At 73.6% G+C, this 20,596-nt stretch carries 17 protein-coding genes and 2 pseudogenes; 10 read left to right on the top strand and 9 right to left on the bottom strand.

Translation table 11 applies throughout. The annotated features are described in order from the left end of the window. Positions 1-9: 9 nt before the first annotated feature. The 3 genes from SL103_RS39190 to SL103_RS09780 all read right to left on the bottom strand — a co-directional run bounded on the left by SL103_RS39190 (position 10) and on the right by SL103_RS09780 (position 4,416). Positions 10-1,893, bottom strand: a complete 1,884-nt coding sequence (locus SL103_RS39190; RefSeq protein ID WP_279631144.1) for an SDR family NAD(P)-dependent oxidoreductase — start codon at positions 1,891-1,893, stop codon at positions 10-12. Between the two features lie 2 nt (positions 1,894-1,895). Beyond that, positions 1,896-3,758, bottom strand: a complete 1,863-nt coding sequence (locus SL103_RS09790) for a nucleotidyltransferase domain-containing protein (protein WP_244303879.1) — start codon at positions 3,756-3,758, stop codon at positions 1,896-1,898. A gap of 328 nt (positions 3,759-4,086) precedes the next feature. Next, positions 4,087-4,416 carry a hypothetical protein gene (locus SL103_RS09780; protein ID WP_069568349.1) on the bottom strand — a complete coding sequence of 110 codons (330 nt, stop codon included), beginning with the start codon at positions 4,414-4,416 and terminating at the stop codon, positions 4,087-4,089. 176 nt (positions 4,417-4,592) lie between these two features. On the opposite strand from SL103_RS09780, the gene SL103_RS09775 reads away from it, so the two are divergent. After that, positions 4,593-5,912 (top strand): helix-turn-helix domain-containing protein, encoded by a 1,320-nt coding sequence (locus tag SL103_RS09775; protein WP_244303878.1) that lies wholly within the window; start codon positions 4,593-4,595, stop codon positions 5,910-5,912. Positions 5,913-6,056: 144 nt separating this feature from the next. Here the strand turns inward: SL103_RS09775 and SL103_RS09770 are convergent, their stop codons facing one another. Together SL103_RS09770 and SL103_RS09765 are read right to left on the bottom strand one after the other, a co-directional pair. Then, positions 6,057-6,656, bottom strand: coding sequence for a GNAT family N-acetyltransferase (locus SL103_RS09770; protein WP_069568348.1), 600 nt, complete (start codon positions 6,654-6,656; stop codon positions 6,057-6,059). Positions 6,657-6,669: 13 nt separating this feature from the next. Beyond that, complete coding sequence (locus tag SL103_RS09765; RefSeq protein WP_079145662.1) at positions 6,670-8,220, bottom strand: aldehyde dehydrogenase (NADP(+)); 1,551 nt, start codon at positions 8,218-8,220, stop codon at positions 6,670-6,672. A gap of 158 nt (positions 8,221-8,378) precedes the next feature. Here SL103_RS09765 and SL103_RS09760 point away from each other — a divergent pair, with 158 nt between their 5' ends. The 4 genes from SL103_RS09760 to SL103_RS09750 all read left to right on the top strand — a co-directional run bounded on the left by SL103_RS09760 (position 8,379) and on the right by SL103_RS09750 (position 11,478). Beyond that, positions 8,379-9,149 carry an IclR family transcriptional regulator gene (locus tag SL103_RS09760; protein WP_069568345.1) on the top strand — a complete coding sequence of 257 codons (771 nt, stop codon included), beginning with the start codon at positions 8,379-8,381 and terminating at the stop codon, positions 9,147-9,149. A 94-nt stretch (positions 9,150-9,243) separates the two neighbouring features. Next, the gene (locus SL103_RS37725; protein WP_164492778.1) at positions 9,244-9,393 is read left to right on the top strand and encodes a hypothetical protein; all 150 of its coding nucleotides are present in this window, start codon (positions 9,244-9,246) and stop codon (positions 9,391-9,393) included. Between the two features lie 74 nt (positions 9,394-9,467). After that, positions 9,468-10,697 (top strand): sensor histidine kinase, encoded by a 1,230-nt coding sequence (locus SL103_RS09755; protein WP_079146204.1) that lies wholly within the window; start codon positions 9,468-9,470, stop codon positions 10,695-10,697. A gap of 40 nt (positions 10,698-10,737) precedes the next feature. After that, positions 10,738-11,478 carry a response regulator transcription factor gene (locus SL103_RS09750; protein ID WP_279631143.1) on the top strand — a complete coding sequence of 247 codons (741 nt, stop codon included), beginning with the start codon at positions 10,738-10,740 and terminating at the stop codon, positions 11,476-11,478. Positions 11,479-11,953: 475 nt separating this feature from the next. On the opposite strand, the gene SL103_RS09745 is transcribed toward SL103_RS09750, so the two are convergent. Continuing rightward, positions 11,954-13,153, bottom strand: a complete 1,200-nt coding sequence (locus SL103_RS09745; RefSeq protein WP_069568343.1) for a hypothetical protein — start codon at positions 13,151-13,153, stop codon at positions 11,954-11,956. Then, a complete protein-coding gene (locus SL103_RS09740) occupies positions 13,153-14,130 on the bottom strand; it encodes a 5-dehydro-4-deoxyglucarate dehydratase (protein WP_069568341.1) in 978 nt (325 codons plus the stop codon). Before SL103_RS09740 ends, SL103_RS09745 begins: the two co-directional genes overlap by 1 nt. Positions 14,131-14,486: 356 nt before the next feature. On the opposite strand from SL103_RS09740, the gene SL103_RS09735 reads away from it, so the two are divergent. The 3 genes from SL103_RS09735 (at position 14,487) to SL103_RS09725 (ending at position 16,993) form a co-directional block, all read left to right on the top strand. Then, complete coding sequence (locus SL103_RS09735; RefSeq protein WP_069568339.1) at positions 14,487-15,305, top strand: NAD-dependent epimerase/dehydratase family protein; 819 nt, start codon at positions 14,487-14,489, stop codon at positions 15,303-15,305. 106 nt (positions 15,306-15,411) lie between these two features. Then, positions 15,412-15,684 carry a GlsB/YeaQ/YmgE family stress response membrane protein gene (locus SL103_RS09730; RefSeq protein ID WP_033270542.1) on the top strand — a complete coding sequence of 91 codons (273 nt, stop codon included), beginning with the start codon at positions 15,412-15,414 and terminating at the stop codon, positions 15,682-15,684. A 79-nt stretch (positions 15,685-15,763) separates the two neighbouring features. Beyond that, entirely contained in the window at positions 15,764-16,993 is a 1,230-nt protein-coding gene (locus SL103_RS09725) for a TerD family protein (RefSeq protein ID WP_069568337.1), read from the top strand. A 42-nt stretch (positions 16,994-17,035) separates the two neighbouring features. Here SL103_RS09725 and SL103_RS09720 read toward each other — a convergent pair. Then, a pseudogene (locus SL103_RS09720) lies at positions 17,036-18,078 on the bottom strand (MsnO8 family LLM class oxidoreductase). A gap of 71 nt (positions 18,079-18,149) precedes the next feature. Between SL103_RS09720 and SL103_RS39385 the strand changes: the two are divergent. Together SL103_RS39385 and SL103_RS39380 are read left to right on the top strand one after the other, a co-directional pair. After that, positions 18,150-18,638: pseudogene (locus SL103_RS39385) on the top strand (class I SAM-dependent methyltransferase); the annotation flags it as partial. 79 nt (positions 18,639-18,717) lie between these two features. Further along, entirely contained in the window at positions 18,718-19,080 is a 363-nt protein-coding gene (locus SL103_RS39380; protein WP_347877837.1) for a hypothetical protein, read from the top strand. On the opposite strand, the gene SL103_RS09710 is transcribed toward SL103_RS39380, so the two are convergent. Next, positions 19,077-20,525 carry an alkaline phosphatase PhoX gene (locus SL103_RS09710; protein WP_069568335.1) on the bottom strand — a complete coding sequence of 483 codons (1,449 nt, stop codon included), beginning with the start codon at positions 20,523-20,525 and terminating at the stop codon, positions 19,077-19,079. The two genes, SL103_RS39380 and SL103_RS09710, sit on opposite strands and share 4 nt — an antisense overlap. Between the last annotated feature and the right edge of the window lie 71 nt (positions 20,526-20,596).

Here is a 20,596-nt window from a genome sequence, read left to right as displayed (position 1 = left end):
TTGACGTTCTCAGTGCAGCAGCCAGCCGCCGTCGACGTGGACGGATTGTCCCGTGATGAACGACGCGGTGGGCCCGACGAGGAATGCCACCAGGGCCGCCACGTCTTCGGGCCGTCCACGGCGGGGAACACACTGGCGTTTGATCTGGTCCTCCGGACGGACACGATGGCGGGCGGGGACCACGGTCTCGGCCCCGACTTGGATGGCGCCGGGCAGGACCGTGTTGACGCAGACCCCGTACGGGCCCAGTTCGCGGGCGAGGGAACGGGTGAGGCCCAGGAGGCCGGCCTTCGCGGTGCTGTAGGCGACGAGGTTGATCCGGCCCGCCCGGGCGTTGACGCTGCCGATATTGACGATCCGGCCCCAGCGGCGTTCAACCATGCCGGGGGTCACCGCGTGGCATGCGCGGTAGTGGGCGGTGAGATTCACGCCGAGGGAGTGGTTCCAGGCGTCCTCGTCGGTGTCCCTCCAGGAGACTCGGGGGTAGGCGCCGGCGTTGTTCACGAGGATGTCGATCGACCCCGCCTCCGCACGGACCCGGTCGGTCATCGCATGGACGGCGTCGGGGTCGGTCAGGTCGGCATTGATCGCGACTCCCAGGCTTCCGCCGCGGTCGAAGGCGGCGACGAGGGCTTGCGCTTCCCGCTCCTGGCCGAGGTGGTTGATGGCCACGATGGCTCCGGCGGCGGCCAGTGCGCGGCTGATCTCGGCGCCGATTCCGGTGGCGCCACCTGTGACGAGAGCGGTCCGGCCTTGCAGTGGCCGGCTCTGCAGTGCGGTCTCAAGAAGGTGCGGGGCATTGCGGCTCCATTCGCCGGGGTCGGAATGAGGGGCCGGTACGGTGGTGAAGAAGGCGTCGAGGCTGGTTGCGGGGTCCTGGCTCTCGGCGAGCTTGATCAGGACGAGCAGCAGGTCGTGTCCGGTCAGCCGACCGGCCGGGATGACTCCGAGGATGCGAAGGGCGAGGAAGGCACGGAGTTCGTCCATGCCGATGCCGCCTTGGGCGCAGAGCCCGTGCAGCGCTCTCTTGATGGCGGCGTGGCGGCCGGGGCCGGTGTTCCAGGAGTACTGGATGTCGATATGCCGCGCGGCGGCGTGCAGTTCCAGGTGGTCGATGCGGGGGCTGGTCCGGGTCGGCAAGGCCAGGCGCAGGGTGCGGGCGTAGACGTCGGGCTGGTAGCGGGGGACGAGCCAGCCGCCCATGGCCATCAGGTACCAGAGGAGGTTGGCGGCTTCGCCTGCAGCAGTGTTGCGACCGGCGCATTCGAAGTCGAGCCAGCACAGCGGGTCGGCGATGTTGGGTTCTGTGGGGTCGCCCTGCGTCAGCCCGGCCAGCCAGCGCCGATCGGGGACGAGGGCGTGACGGGCGCTGTCGACGACGGCGGCGACGTTCAGCGTGAGCGGCCGGCCGTTGGCGGTGACGGTGTAGTCGGCCAACTCCTCGACGGTGAGGGTCACATCGGCGTGGGGCAGGGTGAACGGCAGGTCCCGCAGCAGGTACCAGCGGTCGAGGCGTCCGCCGGGGCGGATGCGGTCGAGGTAGAGGGCGGGCACGCACTCGGCGAGGGGGACCACCTGCCCGGTTTCGGAGGCCGCGGCCCGCAGGTCGTGGCATACGCCGTCAACGAGGCGGGCCAGGCGCGGCAGCAAGGCCGGGTCGCGGTCGGCCAGGGCGATCACGTCGCCGAGCAGCAGGTCGCATCGCCCGCTGGCGAAGACGTCCTCGTACGCCAGCAGGTGCCGGTCCGGCAGCGGCAGACGCCCCCGCAGGGCCGGAACCTGGAGACGCGGGACGAGCTTCGTCCAGCCCTTGGCTTCGGCTTCGGCCGCCTCACGGGTGGTGGCCTCCTTGTAGAAGGTGGCCGTGCTCGACGCCCTTGGCCGGTCGCCCATGCTCACGTCATGTCCCCGGGAAGAGTGGCCAGCCAGCTCCGCAGGACGACCATGGCCAACTCGTCGGCGGCAGCCCGTTCGGTGCGGGCCGCTGCGACCATGCCCGTGTCCTGGTGCCCGGCTTCGACGAGTACCCGCAGGGCGTCGTTGTCAGCTGGGCGCTCGATCCCGCGGAACCGCAGTTGGATCTTCGCCAGGAGTGCGGTGACCTTGTACAGGTCGCGGAGGTCGGGCGAACCCTTCAGGAGCTGACGACGGATCTCTATGGCGGCCTGGATTCCGTCGCGCAGGCTCACGTCGATGTCGGTATCCGTGTCCGGAGCAGGCAGGGCAAGTCCGGCAGCGCACCACAGCGGGACGAGGCCACCGCTCCCGATGAGCGCCAGGACGTGCACGAGCCTGGAGGTGACGGCTCCTGCCCGGCACTCCGCGCGGGTGAGCACGGTCAGCCCGAGCTTGACGCCTCCGAGTTCGGCTTCCAGGTCGGCCAGCACACGCCGCATCCCGCCCAGGGAGTCGACGCCGGCGACAACGAACACGTCGAGGTCGCTCCAGTCGTGCTGGTACTTGCCACGGGCGCCGCTGCCGGTGACGGCCAGCAGGTCGATCAACGGGCTCGGCCCAGTCAGGCGGTCGAGAAGTTCGGAGAGATAGGACTCCAGGTGTACCGGCAGACCCAGCGCGTTGACCGGCATGGTGCTCGGCCGATGCTCGGGCCACTTGTGGGCCAGCGCCATGCGGTCCAGTCTTCGCTCCAGCTCCAGGCGCGGTCCGTCGTTGCCGATGACCTCCTGGGCGATGGAGGCGATCTTGTCTGCGCCCCGAGCGCTCTTGACCACGTCACGGTCGGCAACGTCCCGTGCGCCTGCGGTGCCACGCTGTGCGCGGACGGCTGCGAAGACGTCCAGGTAGGCGATGGTGAGCTGGGATCCGAGCATCCTGGCGAGCTCAGCCGTCGAGTCGAAGTCGTGCAGGGACTCGACGCTGACGGAGTCCAGGAAGTGGTGCGCCTCGCAGTATCGGTCCAGGGCATCCACGATGAGCTCGGCCTGCACGACCGGGTCCAGCCGGTACGGGTCAGCGATGCCCGCCCGGGTGGCCGCGTCCTGGATCAGGTAGCCGATCTTGAGACGGGCGTACCCGTGGTGCGTGCGTAAGTACTCGCCGGCCGTGCTCTTGCCGCTCTCCGACATGCCACCGAGCGCGGTGACGTGCACGCCTGCCATCGCCCGGCCGGGGATGGCAGGGTGCAGTGGTGCCAGGAGCCGACGGACCTCGTCCTGGACGGTGACGGTCGGCCGGTCGCCGATGTGCATCGTCATGGCGAACCGGCCCTCCGCAGTGAGCCGGTTGATCTGCTCATGGAGGACACGCTGATAGGCCGCGTAGATATCGGTGACGCCGGCCTCGTGGGACAGGCTCCGGCGGGTGCCTTCGTCCTCGCAGTGCAGGAGCAGGAGGGCGCATTCGCCGGCTTCCGCGGTCCGGAGATCGGCCTCGTATGGGGCCAGGAGGCAGCGGGCACGATCAGCCGCCTGCGAAGCGGCCAGGTTCTCCCGGACGGCGACAGTGGCCGCGACGGATGCCTCCAGCATCGGGATGCCCCGGTCGAGGAGCCGCACCGGCGCCGAGAACGGACGGCGGGAGCGCTCCAGGTAGGAGGTGGCGAGGACGTCGCAGACCTCCTGTACCGGTCCGGTCTCGAACCACCAGCGGCTCATGCCGTCGGCCTTGATGGCGGCCCAGCGCCGGTCGTAGTGGTCGAGGGGCCCCGCCGAGGTGGCGCCGACGCTCATGCGGCGGGCGAGGATTCCGATCTGCTTGGTCTTCCCAGTGTTGTCGGGGCCGCTGAACGCGACCGACACGGGATGGGGCTGCGTATCACTTTTGAGCTGGCTGATCATCAGCTTCCCCTCGTAGGGTGCGCAGAGCACGCGTGCCGACGAGGCGTTGTCGTGTCTGCCTCAAGAAGCGGGGTGGCCCCGTTGGAGGAAGTCAGGGCCAGGGCGGTCTGTTCAGCGGCGTCGTACGGAGCAGCGTCATCGACGTTGAGCGAGGGGTGCGCCAGGGAGCCCGGCACAGTCGGGGACTCGCCCTGGGCGAGCACGCCGACCATGGCGAGCCCGGCTGCCGTACCGAGCGCCCACACCCAGGTCAGGGCATTTCCGAGCGGGTCGGACGAGACAGTCCGGTTCACTCGGACTCCTCCTTGCCTGCCGCCTCGCGCAGGGCGATGGCTCGCTCCAGCTGCATGCTCAGCAACTGGACCCGTCCTGGGTCCAGTTCGAGCTTCGCGGTGGTCTTCGTGCCATCGAGGAAGCAGACGTCTACCAAGAGGGCCGCGTGCCCGGTCCGCCGGTCATAGCGGGGGTCCTTGTCCAGAAGGGCCAGCCCTTGGACGATCGGGGTCGTCGGCCGGGAGGCGCTCGCGGACACCTCGTGGGCCGTGGCGCTCTGCGCCGATTCATCCACCGTCGAGGGTGCGGTCCTGCGGGTGGGGTGGTACTGGTCGGTCGTCGTCACCGGTGGTTCCTCTCACGCGTCCGGACAAGCTCGAACAGGCCGCTGCACAGGGCCCGTTCGGGCCATTCGGAGATCCAAGGGGTGATGTTCAGTGAACGGCGATCCGCGGTCCCGGGACAGGGCCCAGGATGTAGTCCTGCGTAATCCCGCGTAATCCAGGTGGGGAGGGTGACGGGGTGCCGAAGAACCCGGCCGTCGCGGATCTGATCAAGCAGGCGTGCCAGGAACGCGGCTGGGGGCCCTCAGAGTTGGCACGCGCTCTGGGGCTGGCTGAGAGCGGCGATCCGCGTCGTCTGCAACGGCAGCATGCCCGGCGCTGGATCGAGGGCGAACGCACCCCGGACCACTGGTGGCCCTACCTCGCCCAGGTGCTGGAACTGGATCCGGAGGCGATCAACCTTCCGGAGGCCATGCCGGTGGCACTCCGCACCGATACCGTGGCCTCAGTCCTACACCTGGGAAGGAGCGACGTGGACCGCCGGAACTTCATCGTCGCATCCAGCGGATACGCCCTGTCCGCCCTCGACCTGCCCGACATGGACAGCATCACCCGCAGGACCAAGGGCGCCTCCCCCGGGAGCCTGCGCGTCGGCCGGGGCGAAGTGGCAGCGGTGCGCCACATGGTGAAGACGCTCGGCGACTCGGCCTCCGAACTCGGCGGCGGCCACGCCCGCCACCTCGCCGTGCGCTACCTCACTCAGGACGTCGCTCCCTGGCTGGAGGGCCGCTTCACCGAGGCCACCGGCCGCGAGCTGTTCGCCGCCACCTCCCAGCTGGTGCACCTCGCGGGCTGGATGGCCCAGGACGAAGGCGACACCCCCGAACTGCGCGGGCTCGCCCAGAGCTACTACGCACACTCCTTCCGCCTGGCCGCAGAGGCCGGCGATCCGGAGCTGTCCGCCACCGCCCTGCGGGGGCTCGCCGTGCAGTGCGTCGACCTGGGCTACCGGGCCGAGGCCGTCCAGCTCGGCGAAGCCTGCGTGGACTACGGCCGCCACCTCGACAACCCCCGCGCCGTCGCCTACTACGAGGCCACCCTCGCCAACGCCGCCGCCCAGGACGACGACCGTCGCATGGCCACCAGGCACCTCGACATGGCCGAGACCGCCATTGGGAAGCCGGCCACCGCGGGCGGCGACTCCTGGGCAGCCCACTACTCCCCCGGCCGATGGGCCCACGAATCCGGCATGATCCTCTCGCGCCTCGGCGACCTCGACGCCGCCGAGGAGCACCTCCACCTCGCCCTCGACATCCACGGCCTCGACCGCCGCCGCACCCGCGCCATCGTCCTGGCCGACCTGGGTGGCGTACGGCTCCGCCAAGGCGATGTCGACGGCGCTCTGGTGACCTGGCGAGACTTCCTCGACTGCGCGGACGGCATCCGCTCCGTGAGGGTCCAGGCCGCCCTCCAGGACATGCGCGTACGCCTCCGCCGCTACAGCGGCGTTCCGGAAGCCCAGGAACTCCGCGAGCGAGCAGCCCGGTTCGCCGCCTGACCCTGATCCCGTCCGCGAGATCGAGTCCGGCCGGCCTGCTCATCCCGGATAGACGGGCGTGGTGCGCTCTTTCCCCGCCCTGTTTCAAGTGCCGTTCCTCAGGCGTGCCGCTACGGGTCCACTGGTCCTTCCCAGACACAGCAACTACCGCTCATCGCACGGCGGGAGGGCCCTGCGGCGCCGGGTGCGGCCGGGGGGGGACAGCTCCAGCGTCAGGGTGAGGTGGGTGGCGTCGGGGGGCGGGCGGCGGCCGGGGTCGGGGTGCCAGCCGAGGCGGGCGTAGAAGGCGCGGGCGCGGCGGTTGTGCCACTGGACGTCGAGGACGGCCCGGGCGTAGCCGGCCGTGTGCCAGGCGTGCAGGCAGGCGGTGTGCAGGGCGCGGCCGACGCCGGTGCCCCAGTGGGCGGGGGCCACGTGCAGCTGGTGGAGTTCGACGGTGGGCCGGGGCCGGTCGGCGCGGGGCGGGTCCCCGCCCGCCGCCGGGGCGTGCGGGAGGTAGGCGGCGGCGCCGAGGACGGTGCCGCGGCGTTCGGCGCACAGCGCCGGGGTGTCGTCGCGGTCCAGGACGCGGGCCCAGGCGTCGTGCCGGCGGGCGTGCTCGGCGGGGGCGTCGAACGGCGCGTGGGGGTGGCGGGCCCGGTGGTGGGCGGCGCCGGCGTCGGCGTGCAGGGCGGCGATGGCCGCCAGGTCCGCGCGGGTGGCGGCGCGGACCCGGACGGCGGTGTCGTGGGGGGCGGGGTGCACGGTGGCGGTGGCCCTACGGGTGCTCGGCGCGGCCGTCGACCCGGCGGGGCAGGCCGAGCGGGTTGTCCTCGCGCAGTTCGGGCGGCAGCAGGGCGGGCGGGGTGTCCTGGTAGGCGACGGGGCGCAGCCAGCGTTCGACGGCGGTGCCGCCGACGGAGGTGGCGGTGGAGGTGGTGGCCGGGTAGGGGCCGCCGTGGTGCTGGGCGGGGGCGACGGCGACACCGGTGGGCCAGCCGTTGACGACGACGCGGCCGGCGAGCGGGGTGACCTCGGCGAGCAGCCGGGCGCCGCGCCCCGCCCCGTCGGTGCCGGCGCCCTCCTCGTCGCCGAGCTGCAGGGTCGCGGTGAGGTTGCCGGGGAGCCGGGCGAGGACGGCGCCGATCTCGGCCTCGTCGGTGTAGCGGGCGACGACGGTGACCGGACCGAAGCACTCCTCCAGCAGGAGGTCGTGCGGCCCGTCGGCGGTGAGGCGGGCGGCGGGTACGGCGAGGAAGCCGGCGCTGACGGTGTGTTCGCCGCCCGCGCCCGGGGTCACCGGCGCCTCGACGTCGGGGAGTACGGCACGGGCACGGACGCCGTCGAGGAACGCCTCGCGCATGCGGTGGTCGAGCAGGACCCCCGCCTCGGTGTCGCTGACCGCGGCGGTCAGCGCCTTCAGCAGCCGGTCGCCGGTGGCTCCCGCGGGCGCGAGGACCAGGCCGGGCTTGACGCAGAACTGGCCGACGCCGAGGGTCATCGAGCCGGCCAGCCCGGCGCCGATCTGCTCGGCGCGTTCCTCGGCCGCAGCCTCGGTGATCACGACGGGGTTGAGGCTGCCCAGTTCGCCGTGGAAGGGGATCGGGTGCGGGCGGGCCGCGGCCGCGTCGTACAGGGCGCGGCCGCCGCGCACCGAGCCGGTGAAGCCGGCGGCGGTGATCAGCGGGTGCCGGACGAGGTCGAGGCCGGCCTGGAAGCCGTGGACGACGTTGACCACGCCCGCCGGCAGGCCGACGTCGGTGGCGGCGCGGCGCAGCAGCGCGGCGCACAGCTCGGAGGTGGCGGGGTGGTCGGGGTGGGCCTTGACGACGACGGGGCAGCCGGCGGCGAGGGCGCTGGCGGTGTCGCCGCCGGGGACGGAGAAGGCGAGCGGGAAGTTGGAGGCCGCGTAGACCGCGACCGGGCCGAGCGGGATCTTGTAGCGGCGCAGGTCGGGCCGGGGCGGGGCGAGACCGGGGTCGGCGTGGTCGATCAGTACGCCGAGGAAGGCGCCCTCGTCGACGACGTCCGCGAAGGCGCGCAACTGGTAGGTGGTGCGGCCCAGTTCACCGGTGAGCCGGCCGGGGCCGAGCGCGGTCTCGGCGTCGGCGACCCCGACGACGGCCTCACCGGCCTCGTCGAGGAGCGTGGCGGCGCGGCGCAGCAGCGCGGCGCGGGTGGACCGGTCGGCGAGCGCGCCGCAGGCGGCGCGGGCGGTGCGTACCGCGCCGTCCACCTCGTCGGCTGTGGCCTCCACCGCAACCTGCTCCCGCCGCTTCCCGGTTCGGGGGTCGACACTCCAGACTGGTGTTGCTGCTGCCGCTGCCACCGTGCATTCCTCCCGGGCGATGCCGTGCGAGTCGTTCTGAGGGTTCCGGGACCGTCCGGACCTTGCAGCACACCGGACCTCGTTCGATATGCTGAACGCCATCCCGGATGGTGAACAACTGGGACTCTATGGCTGTCCGAACAGAGGGGTCAAGGGCGATGTCAGCTGGCGATACCGGTGGATCGCAGGTCAAGTCCGCCGTGCGGACCGTGGAGTTGCTCGAGTACTTCGCGGGCCTGCCCGGCATGCACTCGCTGGCCTCCGTCCAGGAAGCCGTCGGCTACCCCAAGTCCAGTCTGTACATGCTGCTCCGCACCCTCGTCGACCTGGGCTGGGTCGAGACGGACGCCACCGGCACCCGCTACGGCATCGGCGTACGGGCCCTGCTGGTCGGCACGTCGTACATCGACGGCGACGAGGTGGTGGCCGCCGCCCGCCCCACGCTGGACCGGCTCTCCGACGACACCACCGAGACCATCCACCTCGCCCGCCTCGACGGCACCAACGTCGTCTACCTCGCCACCCGGCAGTCGCAGCACTACCTGCGGCCCTTCACCCGGGTCGGCCGGCGGCTGCCCGCGCACTCCACCTCGCTGGGCAAGGCACTGCTGGCGACGTACACCGACGACCAGGTCCGGGCGATGCTGCCGCCGACCCTCGCGCAGTTGACCGAGCACACCCTGACCGACCACGAGCAGCTGATCGAGGAACTGCACGCGGTGCGCGAGCAGGGCTACGCGGTCGACCGCGAGGAGAACACCCTGGGCCTGCGCTGCTTCGGCGTCGCGATCCCGTACCGCACCCCGGCCCGGGACGCGATCAGCTGCTCGGTGCCGGTGGCCCGGCTGACCCCCGACCACGAGCAGATGATCAAGGACACCCTCTTCGACGCCCGCGACCGGCTGGCGCTCGCCACCCGCCGGCTCTGAGGCACGGGGCCGACGGCCCCCTCCCCCGTGCGGCGGAGGCGGATCGTCGGCACGGCCGAGGCGACCGGACCGCGCCGCCGGAAGCCTGGGCGGCATGAGCACTCACGCCGCCAGGGTCCCGCGCCCCGCCGCCGCGGTGGCCGTACTGAGCCTGACCTACGCTGTGCAGATGATCATCGGGATGCTCGCGGCCGCGGCCGGTGCCCACTTCCTCGCCGAACGCGGGGCCGCGCGGTGCGCATAGCGCGCCGGCCCCGGGGGCCGATCCGGCTGCTGGGCGCCCGCTGGATCCATCTCATCCTGGGCGGCGCGCTGTTGATGCCGTTCCACCTGCTGGCCTCGGTCTTCGTGGGACTGGTGACGGACGGCGCCGATCCGCTGCTCACTACCGGCGTGCAGTTCACCTCGTTCGGCTGCGCACTGCCGCTCGCCGCCCTGGTCGCCCTCCTCCTCCCTCAGTTGCGGCCCCTGGAGGTGACCGCCGTACGGACGCTGTGCTTCCTCCCGGCGGAGCGGCTGGCCGACGGGCCCGCCCTCTCCTGGGCGGCCCGTCGGCGCACCGCGCTGTGGTTCGTGGCGCATCTGCTGGCCGGCGGGGTCGTCAGCGGGATGACGCTGGCCGCTCCGCCGGCCGCGGTGGTGCTGCTGGTGCTGCCGTTCACGCCCCCGCTGCAGCGCTCCGTACCGCCCTGGATGCAGGCCCTGCCCGGTGTGCTCGGCCCGCTCGCCGGGCTGGCGCTGCTGGCCCTGGTCGCCAGCACCGCCTGGGCGTCCGGGGTGCTGCTGGCCCGCTGCGCGCCGGTGCTGCTGGGGCCCACCCCCGCCGACCGGCTGGCCGCGGCCGAGCGCCGGGCCGCCGATCTGGCGACCCGTAACCGGCTGGCCCGCGAACTGCACGACTCCGTCGGGCACGCGCTCAGCGCCGTCACCCTTCAGGCGAGCGCGGCCCGCCGGGTACTGGACAAGGACCCGGAGTTCGCCCGTCAGGCACTCACCGCCATCGAGGAGACCACCCGTGCGGCGGTCACCGAACTCGACACCGTACTGGGGCTGCTGCGCGAGGAGGACGGCACCGACCCGTCGGCGCCCGCGCCCACTCTGGACGGGCTGGACGCGCTGCTCGACCGGACCCGCGCGGCGGGAGTGGCGGTGGAGGCCACGGTCGAGGAACGGTGCGCCGGGCTGCCGCCGGTGGTCTCACGGGAGGCGTACCGGATCGTGCAGGAGGGCCTGAGCAATGCGCTACGGCACGCCGGACCGGTGCCGGTACGACTGCGACTGCGGGTGCACGGCGGCCAGTTGACGCTGCGGATGGAGAATCCGGTCGCGGCGGGCGACAACGGCCCGGTAGCGGCGGGTGGTACCGGCCCGGACCCGGCCGCGCCGGCGCGTACCGGTGGCGGCCGGGGGCTGCGCGGTGTCGCCGAGCGCGCCCGGCTGCTGGGCGGCGAGGCGACGGCCACGGCCCGGGACGGCGTATGGCGGCTGACGGCCCGGCTGCCGCTGACGGGGAAGAACGAGCACACGACGGGGGCGGACGGACCGTGATGCGGGACCGCGACGAGCACACGACGGGGGCGGGCACACCATGAGCACGACGCACGACGACGGCATCGGTGCGCGTCCCGGCGGCGGGACGGACGATCCGTCCACCGGCCCCCGGTCCCCGCAGGCATTGCGGATCTTCCTCGCCGACGACGAGCGGATGGTGCGCACGGCACTGCGCACGATCCTGGGGGCCGAGGCCGACATGGAGGTCGTCGGTGAGGCGGCGACCGGCGCCGAGGCGGTGCCCCTGATCCGTCAACTGCGGCCGGACGTCGTGCTGATGGACGTACGGATGCCGGAGATCGACGGGATCCGCGCGACCGAGCAGGTGCTCGCCGGCACGGACCGGCCGCCGCGCATCATCGTCGTGACGACCTTCGAGAACGACGCGTACGTGTACGACGCGCTGCGGGTCGGGGCCAGCGGCTTCCTGCTCAAACGGTCCGGAGCGGAGGACCTGGTCCAGGCGGTACGGCTGGTGGCGCGCAGCGACTCGCTGCTGTTCCCGGCGGCGGTGCGCCGCCTGGCCGCCCGGCACGCCGGGGAGCGCGCCGCGCGGGACACCGTGCGGGGGCTGCGGGCCCGGCTGTCGGAACGGGAGCAGGCGGTGCTGCGGCTGATGACGGCCGGACTGACCAACGCCGAGATCGCCGGGCGGCTGGGCGTCGGACCGGCCACGGTGAAGACACATGTGGCGGGCGTACTGGCCAAGCTGGGGGTGCGGGACCGGACGCAGGCGGTCATCGCCGCGTACGAGTGCGGCTTCGTCCGGCCGGGGTGACGGCCTCGTGGGGGGCAGTGTGTGGGGGGAGCGGCCTGTGGGGGGCGGTCCGTGGGGGGGGCGGCCTGTGGGAGTGGCCTGTGGGGGAGGCGGCGGCTGCTGGGAGGCGGCGGCCCGTAGGGAGCGGCCCGTAGGGGTTCGATGGGCCCCCGGTGGTTGCCCTGCCCAGCGGGGAGGGCCGGGACGCGGCGGGCGTCCCGGAGCGGTCCCGGATCTGTCCCGGAGCAGCCCCGGATGCGGGACCGGAGCAGTCCCAAAAGCGGGACCGGAGCGACCCCGGAAGCGGGACCGGAGCAGTCCCAAAAGCGGGACCGGAGCGACCCCGGAAGCAGGACCGGAGCGACCCCGGAAGCAGGACTGGAGCAGTCCCGGAAGCGGGACCAGTGCTCTGCCGGAGCGCCGGAGGGGTTCCGCCCGGCGGGTACCGGGTCCGCCGCCCGCCCCTCCGGCAGATACCGGGTCCGCCGCCCGCCCCTCAAGCGAGCGTGCCCAACGCCTCCCGTACCGCGGCCAGATCGGCGTCGCTCGCCAGCCCGGCGTGGTAGAGCCGCAGGGCGTTGGCGCCCAGTGCGGCGGCGTGCGTGGCGTCCGCGGCGAGGGTGCGGGGGCTGCCGCCCATGCCGGAGACCACGGTGAGGTTGGCGGCGACCGTGGCGGCGACCGGGCGGTCGGCGAACGGGGCGAGGACGTCGGCGCGGGCGTCGGCGTCGCCGGTGCACGGCAGCACCACCCCGTCGGCGTGCGCGAGGACGTCCGCCGGGTCCACCCCGGCGTTGGCGCCGCAGCGGTGCGCGGCGGGATCGGCGTGCAGCAGCACCCGGAAGCCGTCCGGCGCGGCGTCCCGTACGGCGCGTACCGCGGCGCGCTGCAGCGTGCGCGCGGCCCGGTCCCGCCAGGTGCGCAGCACCCCCGCCGGCTCCGCGCCGAGCAGCGCCTCCACGGCGGCCCACTCGCCCGCCCGGCCGCCGCCCCCGGCCGGGACCGGGCCGCCCGCCCACAGCGGTGCCATGGCCCGTACCACCGCTTCCCTCAACTCCCTTGCGGGCACGCCGAGTTCACCGTAGCCCTCGGCGCAGACCGGGCAGAAGCACACCGACATCAGGTACTGCGCGGCGCCGGGGAGCGGCACCCCGGCGGTCTTGTCGTGGGCGTGCAGGTGGGCCAGCCCGTACCAGCCGCAGGACTCCAGCTCGGTGCCCCGGGCGCCGGGCCGTACGGCCGCCTCGGCGGCGAGGGTGACGAGGTAGGCGCGCACCTCGGGCCGGGCGATGCACGGGGCCCAGGGGTAGGGGTCGCCGTAGGCGTTGTGGACGACGGCGGAAGGGTGGTCGGCGCCCAGGCGGGAGTTGTGGGCGAGGACGACCCAGGAGTGCACCTCCAGGCCGGCGTCGGTCAGCGCCCGGGTGGCCGCGCCGAACGGGTCCGGGCCCGCCACCCAGTCCTGGCCGTACGGGCGCAGGGTGCGGCGGGCCCAGCGGGCGGGGTACGGCGGGTAGAGCACGGCGGCGTGCCGGGCGGTGACGATGCGGTGGCGGGGGTGGCGCGGGGTGAGGGCGCGGGTGGAGTGATAGGCGGAGGCCAGGGTGGCCTGCTGGACGCCGAGGGCGGCGAGGCGTCCGGGGGCGTACGGGTCGCCGATCACGTCCCAGGGATAGAGGAAGGCGGCGGCGCGCATCAGGCACCGGCCCCGGGCGCCTCCGGCAGCAGGGCCAGGCCGTGGTCGATCAGCGCGGCCAGCTCCTCGACGTGCGCGGGGGCCGGTTCGCTCAGCGGCGGCCGGACCTCGCCGACGTCCGGCCCGCGCAGCCGTACGCCCGCCTTGACCAGCGAGACCGCGTAGCCGCGGCCCTGGTTGCGCAGTTCGACCAGCGGCCGGTAGAAGCCGTCCAGCAGCCGGGTGACGGTGTCGTCGTCGCCGGTGGTCAGCGCCCGGTGGAAGGCGACGGCGATGTCGGGGGCGAAGGCGAAGACGGCGGAGGAGTACCGGCGGACGCCGAGTCCCCGGTAGGCGGGGCCGGTGAGTTCGGCGGTGGGCAGACCGTTGAAGTAGAGGAAGTCCTCGTCCGGGGCGTCGGTGCGGACGGTGCTGATGATGCGCTGCAGCAGGTCGAGGTCGCCCAGGCCGTCCTTGAGACCGATGATGCCGGGGGTCCTGGCCAGGGCGGCGACGGTGGCCGGGGTGAAGACGGCGTTGTCGCGCTGGTAGACGATGACGGGGAGGGCGGTGGCGGCGGCGAGGGCGGTGTAGTGCCGCAGGAGTCCTTCCTGGCCCGCGGTGACGAGGTACGGCGGCATGGCGAGCAGCCCGTCGGCGCCGGCGTCCTGGGCGAGACGGGCGAACCGGGCGGCGAGCGCGGTGCCGTAGCCGGTGCCGGCGACGACCGGGACGCGGCCGTCGGCCTCCGCCACCGCGGCGGTGACGCAGGCGGCGAACTCCTCGGGGGTGAGCGCGTGGAACTCCCCGGTGCCGCAGCAGGCGAAGACCGCGGCCGCGCCCGCGTCGATGCCGGCGCGCACATGGGCGCGGAACGCGGTGAGGTTCAGGGCGCCGTCGGGTGCGTACGCGGTCACGGGGAAGAACAGCAGTCCGTCGAGACGGTCGGCGAGTTGGGGGGACCTCCCAGCGTCAGCTGGGGGAGGCTGTGCGGTCACGGGCTCTCCCTGACATACTCGTGCACGTTTCTGATCTGCGTCCATATTTCTGAACGACGTTACGCTAAAGCAGCGTTCCGGTACCGGTCAAGAGCGCACAACTGCCGTGTCACAAGCGGATTTTCCGGATCCGTCAACCGTCTTGACCGGCGACGATGCGGCTTCCTACGTTGTCCATCCACCTGAATGCCGTTCGCGGATACAGCCTTTCGGCTGGCTTCGCCCCCCCAGCCGCCTCCCCGCCGTTTCGCCCCCGCGTCGTCTTCGGCCCGGACCGTGAACCACCGCGGACATCCGTACCGCCCGTGCCTCGTTCAGATCGACAAGCCCGCAGTTCAGCCGGAGGAGTACCCGCCATGACCGCACCCCGCACCGTCCTGCTCACCGGCGCCGCCGGCGGCCTCGGCACCCTGATGCGCGAACTGCTGCCGCCCCACGGCTACCGCTTGCGCCTCTTCGACCAGCGCCCCGTCGAGACCACGGACGGCGAACCGGACGCCGTCACCGCCGAGTTGGCCGACAAGGAGGCACTGCGCGCGGCCGTGCGCGGGGTCGACGCCATCGTCCACCTCGCCGGCATCTCGCTGGAGGCACCGTTCGAGAAGATCCTGCGCGCCAACATCGAGGGCACCTACCAGGTGTACGAGGCGGCGCGCGAGGCGGGCGTCCGCCGGGTCGTGTTCGCCTCCTCCAACCACGCCGTCGGCTTCACCCCGCGCCCCCCGGACGGCTCCGCCGCCATCCCGGTCGACACGCCCCGCCGCCCCGACACCTACTACGGCCTCTCCAAGGGCTTCGGCGAGGACCTCGCGTCGCTCTACTGGGACGTGCACGGCATCGAAACCGTCTCCGTCCGCATCGGCTCCTGCTTCCCGGTGCCGACCTCGGTGCGCATGCTGTCGATCTGGCTGAGCCCGGCCGACTGCGCCCGCCTGCTGCACGCCGCGCTCACCGCCCCCGGAGTCGGGCACACCGTCGTCTACGGCTCCTCCGCCAACACCCGCCTGTGGTGGGACCTGTCCTCCGCCCGCGCCCTGGGCTACGAGCCGCAGGACGACTCCGAGCCGTACGCCGCGGAACTCCTCGCGGCCCAGGGCGCACTGGACCCCGCCGATCCCGCGCACGCCCACCTCGGCGGCGCCTTCTGCACCGACCCGCCGCAGTGGCCGCACTGACCGCCGGCCGCCCGCGGGTGGGCCGCGCCACCTCGCGGAACCCGCGCCGCCCCGGTGGCGTCCTGGTGGGTGTACCGACCACCGCGCAGGAACGAGGAAACGCATCATGGGCATCGTCAGCTGGCTCGTACTGGGGCTGATCGCGGGCATCGTCGCCAAGGTCCTGCTGCCGGGGCGGGACCCGGGCGGAATCGTCGGCACGACCCTGATCGGCATCGTGGGGTCCTTCATCGGCGGCTGGCTGTCGACCAAGATCCTGCACCGCCCGATACCGAAGGACTTCGGCGAGCCGTCCATGTGGATCGCCTCGATCGCCGGGGCGCTGGTCCTGCTGATCGCCTACCGGCTGCTCTTCGGCAACTCCCGCGAACGACGGTGACCGGCGCGCCGGGCGGCCTTCCGCCCGCGGGTAATGGAACCGCAAAGACGGGCCGATCGTTGGTCCCGGCATGACCGCTATGACTCCTGGCTCGAACCTCCCGCTCAACGCCGCGCGGGTGGCGGTGGACGTCACCGCCCCCGTGCGGCTGGACGTGTCGGGCCTGCTGCTCGCCGCCGACGGCAAGGTGCGCTCCGACGCCGACTTCGTCTTCTACAACCAGCCCGCCGGGCCGGGCGTGACGCACTCCGCGGCGCCCGCCGGCGGCGACACCATCACGGTGGACACCGCCGCGGTCCCCGACGGCATCGAGAAGATCGTGGTCACCGCGAGCCTGGACGCCGCCGGCGCGACCTTCGCCGGCACCGAGCCCACCGCCACGGTCCGCAACGCCGACGACGGCAGCGCCCTCGCCTCCTTCACCCCGCCACGGCTGGGCACCGAGACCGCGCTGGTGGTCGTCGAGATCTACCGGCGGGCCGGCGCCTGGAAGGTGCGCGCGGTCGGCCAGGGCTACGCCGACGGCCTCGCCGGGATCGCCACCGACTTCGGCGTGACCGTCGACGAACCGGCCGCCCCGGCCGCCGCCCCGCAGGCACCCCCGGTACCCCCCGCTCCCCCGGCACCCGCCGAGCACTGGGCGCCGCCGGCCGGCGCCCCGGCCCCGGTAGCCCCGCCGCCGGCCGCCGCTCCCCCGGCCCCGCCCGCACCGGCCGCCGCCCCCGGCACCGGCAAGGTCAACCTCGACAAGGGCCGGGTCAGCCTGCAGAAGAACCAGACCGTCTCGTTGGTCAAGGGCGGCCGGCCGCTGCTGGGCTCGGTCCGGATGGGCCTAGGCTGGGAGCCGGCCTTCCGCGGCAAGAACATCGACCTCGACGCCTCCGTCATCGCCTACGGCCCGGACCGCAAGAAGATCGACAACTGCTTCTTCGGCAAGCTGATGATCCTCGGCGGCGCCGTCCAGCACTCCGGCGACAACCTCACCGGCGAGGGCGCCGGCGACGACGAGGCGATCACCGTCCACCTCGGCGGCCTGCCGCCCGAGGTGACCGGCCTGGTCTTCGTCGTCAACTCCTTCTCCGGCCAGAAGTTCTCCGACGTCGCCAAGGCGTACTGCCGCCTGGTCGACGCGCAGACCGGCGAGGAACTGGTCCGCTTCGACCTCACCCACGCCGAGCCCCGTACGGGCGTGATGATGGCCAAGCTGATCCGCCAGTTCTCCGGCGAGTGGGAAATGACCGCGCTGGGCGAATTCGTCGACGCGCGGACGGTGCGCGGCATGGTCAAGCCGGGCGGCCAGGCGCTGTGACACGGGCGGCCGCCGGGCCCCGCACGGCCCGGCCGGCCCCCGTCACACCGCCGGCACCGGGCCGCCCGTGCGCCCGGTGAGCCCGGCGACCCGCGCCAGCCGTTCGTACGACTCCAGCAGCGCCGCACGGTCGTAGGTACTGGTCGTGACCAGTACCTCGTCCGCGGCGGCCGCGTCGATCAGCGTGCCGAGGGCGTCCGCGACCTGCTCCTCCGTGCCGTGGAGCTGGCCGCGCAGCGCGTCCTCGTAGAACCCGCGCTCACGCTCCGTCAGCGCGGCCGCGGCCACCGGGCCGTCGTCGGCGGGCCGCAGCGGCGGGAAGACGCCGTGGGTGCGGGAGTACGCCAGGGCCCGGGCCTCCGGCAGCAGCAGCCGGCGCGCCCGCGCGGTGGTGGCGGCGACCGCCACCGTCCCCGAGATGACGACGTAGGGGCGCGGCCACCGGACCGACGGGCGGAACGCGTCCCGGTAGGCGGCGATCGCGTCCAGCATCCTGCGGCGGTCGCGCAGGTCGCCGACGACCAGCGCCAGCCCGGCCTCCGCGGCGACCCGGGCACCGGCGCCGGTCGCCAGGACGAACGCCGGTATCCGCAGCCCCTCGGCGGGCCGGGCGTGGACCTGCGGGTGGACGGTCTGGGTACCGGTGAAGTAGCCGAGGAGTTCGGCGAGTTGGGCGCCGAAGTCCTCGGCGGCGTCCTTCCCGGTGCCCAGCGCCCGGCGGATGCCGCCGGTGAAGCCGACCGACCGGCCCAGGCCCATGTCGATCCGGCCGGGGAAGAGCGACTCCAGTACCCCGAACTGTTCGGCGACCACCAGCGGCCGGTGGTTGGGCAGCATCACCCCGCCGGTGCCGACCCGGATCGTGGTGGTCGCCGCGGCCACCGCGGCAGCCAGCACCGTGGGCGCCGACCCGGCGGTCCGGGCACGCCGTGGTGCTCGGACACCCAGAAGCGGTGGTAGCCGAGCTGTTCGGCGCGGCGCGCCAGGGCGACGGTGTCGCGCAGCGCCGCCGCGTCCGGATGCCCTTCCCTGGTGCGGGAACGGTCCAGGACCGAGAATTGTGTCGTCCGTGTCGTCGAGCTCACCACCTCTGCTTCAACGTCCGTACGCCCGCGAGATTCCCCGCCCGCGCTTCGGGCGGCACAAGGAGCGTCCGATGCCGCAGCAGCAGCCGCAGGACGGCGCGGCCGGCCCCGCGGATCATCCGGACGGCGCAGCCGAGCCGCCGGACCTTCCCGAGCGGGTCGCGAAGATCTACGGCGAGCACGACCTCAGCACCGTCCCGGCCTTCGCCGGCGGCTTCATCAACTTCGGCTACTGGGCCGGGGTGCCGCAGGCCGCCGGGCGCCGGCTGACCGAGGCCGACCGGGTGCGCAGCGAGCAGGACCTCTACCGTCTGGTGCTCGGCGCCCTCGGCCCGGCGCGGGGCCGCTCGGCGCTGGAGGTCGGCTGCGGGCGCGGGCTGGGCTGTGCGCTGGCCCTGCGGGAGTACGGGCTGGGCGCGGTGACCGGTCTGGACGCGCACCCCGACCAGATCGCCCGCGCCCGGGAGGCGAACGCGGCGCTGCTCGACGCGCGGGCGGCGGGGACGGGCCGGCTGGAGTTCGTGCTGGGGGCCGCCGAGCGCGTTCCGCTGCCCGGCGGTGCCGTCGACGCGGTGTACTCCGTGGAGGCCGCGCAGCACTTCCCGGGACCTGCCCGGTTTCGCGCGGGAGACGGCGCGGGTGCTGCGCCCGGGCGGGCGGCTGGCGCTGACGACGTTCTTCGCCCGCACCCGCGCGGCCGCCCGCGAGCTGCCCGGGCTGCTGCCGCCGTACGCCGACGGCCTGGACGTGCCGTACGTGGTCGACGAGGTGGTCGCGGCGCTTGCCGCGGCGGGCCTGCGCGAGGTCCGGGTGCGGGCGGTCGGTGCGGGGGTGTGGGAGCCCTACGACCGGTATCTGGCCCAGCAGCACGAGCCGCGGGACGGCTGGGCGCGCCGCTATCTGACGTCCTACCGGGCGGGTCTGCTGGACTACTACCTCCTGACGGCGGCGGCCGGCGGAGCGGCCGGCCGCCGCCGCGGGCAGGAGGAGGGCGGCGCCTAGCGGCGGCCGTGCCGCTTCCAGGGGCCGGTGATGGCGAGCATGATGCCGGGCTCCTGGATGTTGGCGAACAGCGTGTGTCCGTCCGGGGAGAAGACCGGGCCGGTGAACTCGCTGAACTCCGGCTTGTCGGCGGTGCCGATGTTGAGCTCGTTGCGGGCCAGCGGGTAGGTGCGGCCGTCGTCGGTGGCGCCGAAGAGGTGCTGGACGCCCTCGCCGTCCTCGGCGATGATCAGCCCGCCGTAGGGGGAGACGGTGATGTTGTCGGGGCCGTCGAACGCGCCGTCCTTCCCGGGGTCGGGGTTGACGCCGAGCAGGACCTTCAGGGTGAGGGTCCGCCGCCGCGGGTCGTAGAACCACACCTGCCCGTCGTGCTGGACCGGGCTCTCCTCGCGGGCGTAGGAGGAGACGACGTACGCGCCGCCGTCGGCCCACCACAGGCCCTCCAGCTTGCGGGCGCGGGTGACCTCGCCGGCCCCGAACTGCTTGCGCACCGAGACCGTGCGGGCGTCGCGGTCGGGCACGTCGACCCAGTCGACGCCGTAGACGGTGCCGGTCTTCGTGGCGCGCGAGAGGTCGTCGACGAACCGGCCGCCGGAGTCGAAGCACTTGAACGCCTGGAGCACGCCGGCGTCGCCGGCCAGGGTGCGCAGCTTGCCGCGGCCGTGGTGGAAGCCGTGCGGCGGGGTCCAGCGGTAGAAGAGGCCGTTGGGTCCGGCGGCGTCCTCGGTCAGGTAGAGGTGGCCGCGCCGGGGGTCGACGACGACGGCTTCGTGGGCGTAGCGGCCGAGCGCCTTGACGGGCCGGGGGTCGCGGCCGGCCCGGAGGTCGTACGGGTCGACCTCGAAGACGTAGCCGTGGTCCTTGGTCATGCCGTGCTCGCCGGCCCGGTCCTCGGTCTCCTCGCCGGTCAGCCAGGTGCCCCAAGGGGTGGTGCCGCCCGCGCAGTTGGTGGACGTACCGGCGATGCCGACCCGCTCGCCGACCGGGGTGCCGTCCTTGGCGACCTCGACGACGGTGCAGCCGCCGGACGCCGCCGGGTCGTAGACGAGTCCTTCGGTGAGCGGCACCGGGTGCGGCCAGTTGGCGCGCGGGCCCTTCAGCTCGTGGTTGTTGACGAGGAGGGTGGTGCCGCGGTGGCCCGCGAAGGCGCCGGTGCCGTCGTGGTTGGACGGGGTGGACTCTCCGCTGTCGAGGGTGGTGACCCCGGAATGGGTGATGATCTTGTACGAGAACCCGGCGGGCAGGGCGAGGATACCGTCGGGGTCGGGGACGAGCGGCCCGTAGCCGATGCCGTGGCTCGCCGCCGTGCCGTCCGCGGCGGGGTCCGGCAGTTCCTCGCCGAGCGCGCCCGGTGCGGTGGCCAGCACGCTGACGCTGCCGGCCAGCGCGACCCCCGCGCCGGCGAAGGCGGAACGCTTGGCGAAGTCTCTTCGGGTGAGCGGCATTGTCATCTCCTGGATGGCCGGTTTTCGACGCCCGTGTGCCTGCGCCGCTCACGCTCTCGTGCGCCGTCGAA

The organism is Streptomyces lydicus, assembly GCF_001729485.1.
Taxonomy (GTDB): domain Bacteria; phylum Actinomycetota; class Actinomycetes; order Streptomycetales; family Streptomycetaceae; genus Streptomyces; species Streptomyces lydicus_D.
The sequence above is the reverse complement of the archived record's forward strand: the minus strand, read 5'-3'. Positions and strand labels throughout refer to the sequence as shown.